A 3832-nucleotide genomic window follows, 5' to 3' on the forward strand; every position below is an offset into this window, starting at 1 on the left:
TCCGTGCCGCGGCGTAGGCTGGAGACCCCCGGCCGCTCGGCGTGCCGGGCCGTTCGCGTTGCCCCGGCGGGCCTTCGCCGCCCGGGGGCAGCACCAGCCACGGGACGAAGAAGAGACCCCAGATGAGTCTGACCGGACTGCTCGATGTCGTCGCGCGGGACGCGGCGCTCGCCGAGGCGATCGAGGCGGCCACCGCCACCGGAGCCGCGGCCGGCGGCCGCCGCCACCTGGACCTGGTCGGACCGCCCGCCGCCCGGCCGTTCGCCATCGCCGCACTGGCCCGTGCGCTGGCCGGGCAGGCCGCGGGGGACCGGGGCCGTCCGGTGCTCGCCGTCACCGCGACCGGCCGGGAGGCCGAGGACCTCGCCGCCTCGCTGCGCTCGCTGCTGCCCGCCGACGCCGTCGCCGAGTTCCCGGCCTGGGAGACCCTGCCGCACGAGCGGCTGTCACCCCGCTCGGACACCGTCGGCCGCCGACTGGCCGTGCTGCGCCGGATCGTGCACCCGCGGCTTGGGGGTACCTCCCAGCCGGAGGCTGGGGGAGACCCGGCGGCCGGGCCGGTGCAGGTGATCGTCGCCCCGGTCCGTTCGGTGCTCCAGCCGCAGGTCAAGGGGCTGGCCGAGCTGGAGCCGGTGGCCGTCCAGCGCGGTGAGTCGCACGACCTGGAGGAGGTGGCCCGCCGGCTCTCCGCCGCCGCCTACGCGCGGGTCGAACTGGTGGAGAAGCGCGGCGAGTTCGCCGTCCGCGGCGGCATCCTGGACGTCTTCCCGCCGACCGAGGAGCACCCCCTGCGGGTGGAGTTCTGGGGCGACGACGTCGAGGAGATCCGCTACTTCAAGGTCGCCGACCAGCGCTCGCTGGAGATCGCCGAGCACGGCCTGTGGGCGCCGCCCTGCCGTGAGCTGCTGCTGACCGACGAGGTGCGCGCCCGGGCCGCCGAACTGTCCGCCGAGCACCCCGGGTTGGCCGAGATCCTGGACAAGATCGCCGAGGGCATCGCGGTCGAGGGCATGGAGTCGCTGGCGCCGGTGCTGGTGGACGACATGGAGCTGCTGCTCGACGTGCTGCCGCTCGGCTCGGTCGCGGTGGTGTGCGACCCCGAGCGGGTCCGCACCCGGGCCGCCGACCTGGTGGCCACCAGCCAGGAGTTCCTGCACGCCTCCTGGGTCGCGGCCGCGGCGGGCGGGGACCGGCCGATCGACCTGGAGACCATCGACGTCTCCGCCGCCTCGCTGTGGTCGCTCGCCGACGTGCGGGAGCACGCGGCCGAGATCGGGCTGCCCTGGTGGTCCGTCAGCCCCTTCGCGACCAGTGAGTCCGCGGTCGACGGAAGCCCCGGGTTCGAGGCCAACACGCTGACCCTCGGCATGCGCGCCGTCGAGGCGTACCGCGGCGACACCGCCCGCGCCATCGCCGACGCCAAGGAGCGGCTGGCCGCCGACTGGCGGGTCGTCATGGTCACCGAGGGGCACGGGCCCGCCTCCCGCCTGGCCGAGGTGCTGGGCAACGAGGGCATCCCGGCCCGGCTGGTCGCCGACCTCGCCGAGGCGCCCACCCGCGACGTCGTCTACGTCTCCTGCGGCTCGATCGAGCACGGCTTCGTGGACGAGGGCCTGAAGCTCACCGTCGTCACCGAGACCGACCTGTCCGGCCAGAAGTCCTCCACCAAGGACATGCGCCGGATGCCGTCGCGGCGCCGCAACGCGATCGACCCGCTCGCCCTGGTGACCGGCGACTACGTCGTGCACGAGGCGCACGGCGTCGGCCGGTACGTCGAGATGGTGCAGCGCACCGTCCAGGGCGCCACCCGCGAGTACCTGGTGCTGGAGTACGCCCCCGCCAAGCGCGGCCACCCCGGCGACCGGCTGTTCGTGCCGACCGACCAGCTCGACCAGGTCACCAAGTACGTCGGCGGCGAGGCCCCGACGCTGCACCGGCTGGGCGGCGCGGACTGGGCGAAGACCAAGCAGCGGGCCAAGAAGGCGGTCAAGGAGATCGCCGCCGACCTGATCAAGCTGTACTCGGCGCGGATGGCCGCGCCCGGCCACGCCTTCGGGACGGACACCCCGTGGCAGCGCGAGCTCGAGGACGCCTTCCCGTACGCGGAGACGCCGGACCAGCTGACCACCATCGCCGAGGTCAAGTCGGACATGGAGAAGTCCGTCCCGATGGACCGGCTGATCTGCGGCGACGTCGGCTACGGCAAGACGGAGATCGCCGTGCGGGCCGCCTTCAAGGCGGTGCAGGACGGCAAGCAGGTGGCGGTGCTGGTGCCGACCACGCTGCTGGTGCAGCAGCACTTCTCGACCTTCGCCGAGCGGTACGCCAACTTCCCGGTCACGGTGAAGGCGCTGTCCCGCTTCCAGACCGACAGCGAGGCCAAGGCCGTCCTGGAGGGGCTGTTCGAGGGCTCGGTGGACGTGGTCATCGGCACCCACCGGCTGTTCTCCTCCGAGACCAGGTTCAAGGACCTCGGTCTGGTCATCGTGGACGAGGAGCAGCGCTTCGGCGTCGAGCACAAGGAGCAGCTGAAGAAGCTGCGGGCCAACGTGGACGTGCTCACCATGTCCGCGACCCCGATCCCGCGCACCCTGGAGATGGCGGTCACCGGCATCCGCGAGATGTCCACCATCACCACCCCGCCGGAGGAGCGGCACCCGGTGCTGACCTTCGTCGGACCGTACGACGAGAAGCAGATCTCGGCCGCGATCCGGCGCGAACTCCTGCGCGAGGGCCAGGTGTTCTACATCCACAACCGGGTGGAGTCGATCGACAAGGCGGCCGCCCGGCTCAAGGACCTGGTGCCCGAGGCCCGGATCGCCACCGCGCACGGGCAGATGGGGGAGACCCAGCTGGAGAAGGTCGTCGTCGACTTCTGGGAGAAGGAGTTCGACGTCCTGGTGTCGACCACGATCGTGGAGTCCGGCATCGACATCTCCAACGCCAACACCCTGATCGTCGAGCGCGGCGACACCTTCGGCCTCTCCCAGCTGCACCAGCTGCGCGGCCGGGTCGGGCGCGGCCGCGAGCGCGGCTACGCGTACATGCTGTACCCGCCGGAGAGGCCGCTCACCGAGACCGCGCACGAGCGGCTGGCCACCATCGCCCAGCACACCGAGATGGGCGCCGGCATGTACGTCGCGATGAAGGACCTGGAGATCCGCGGCGCGGGCAACCTGCTCGGCGGCGAGCAGTCCGGGCACATCGCCGGGGTCGGCTTCGACCTCTACATGCGGATGGTCGGCGAGGCGGTGGCCGAGTTCCGCGAGTCGCTGACCGGCGGCGGGGAGCCGGAGGAGGAGCCGCTGGAGGTGAAGATCGAGCTGCCGGTGGACGCGCACGTCCCGCACGACTACGCGCCCGGCGAGCGGCTGCGGCTCCAGGCGTACCGCTCGATCGCGGCGGTCAACTCGGAGGCGGACATCCAGCAGGTCCGGGACGAACTCGTGGACCGCTACGGCAAGCTGCCCGAGCCGGTGGAGAACCTGCTGCTGGTCGCCGCGCTGCGGCTGTACGCCCGGCGGTGCGGGATCTCGGACATCACCCTGCAGGGCTCCAACGTCCGCTTCGGCCCGGTGGAGCTGCGCGAGTCCCAGCAGCTGCGGCTGAACCGGCTCTACCCGCGCAGCCAGGTCAAGGCGGCGGCCCAGCAGCTGCTGGTGCCGCGGCCGAGCACCGGCCGGATCGGCGGCAAGCCGCTGGTCGGGCGGGAACTGCTGGGCTGGTGCAGCGAGTTCCTGTCGGCGATGTTCGACGACCTGGCGGGGGCGAAGAAGTAGCGGTCGGCGATCAGCGGTCGGCGATTTGCCGGGTGACGGCGGTCTCGGGCTCT

Annotated in this window: 1 protein-coding gene; it reads left to right on the plus strand. The window is 72.6% G+C overall.

Features of this window, described 5'->3' with window-relative positions; genetic code table 11:
- Positions 1 to 122: 122 nt before the first annotated feature.
- Complete coding sequence (gene mfd, locus J0670_RS32710) at positions 123 to 3779, plus strand: transcription-repair coupling factor (protein WP_207815734.1); 3657 nt, start codon at positions 123 to 125, stop codon at positions 3777 to 3779.
- Positions 3780 to 3832 lie beyond the last annotated feature (53 nt).

The organism is Streptomyces sp. FH025 (assembly GCF_017427025.1).
Classification (GTDB): Bacteria; Actinomycetota; Actinomycetes; order Streptomycetales; family Streptomycetaceae; genus Kitasatospora.

Excerpts from the sequence above, each read along its gene's own strand:
- mfd (WP_207815734.1), top strand. The coding sequence starts at position 123 with ATGAGTCTGACCGGACTGCTCGATGTCGTCGCGCGGGACGCGGCGCTC.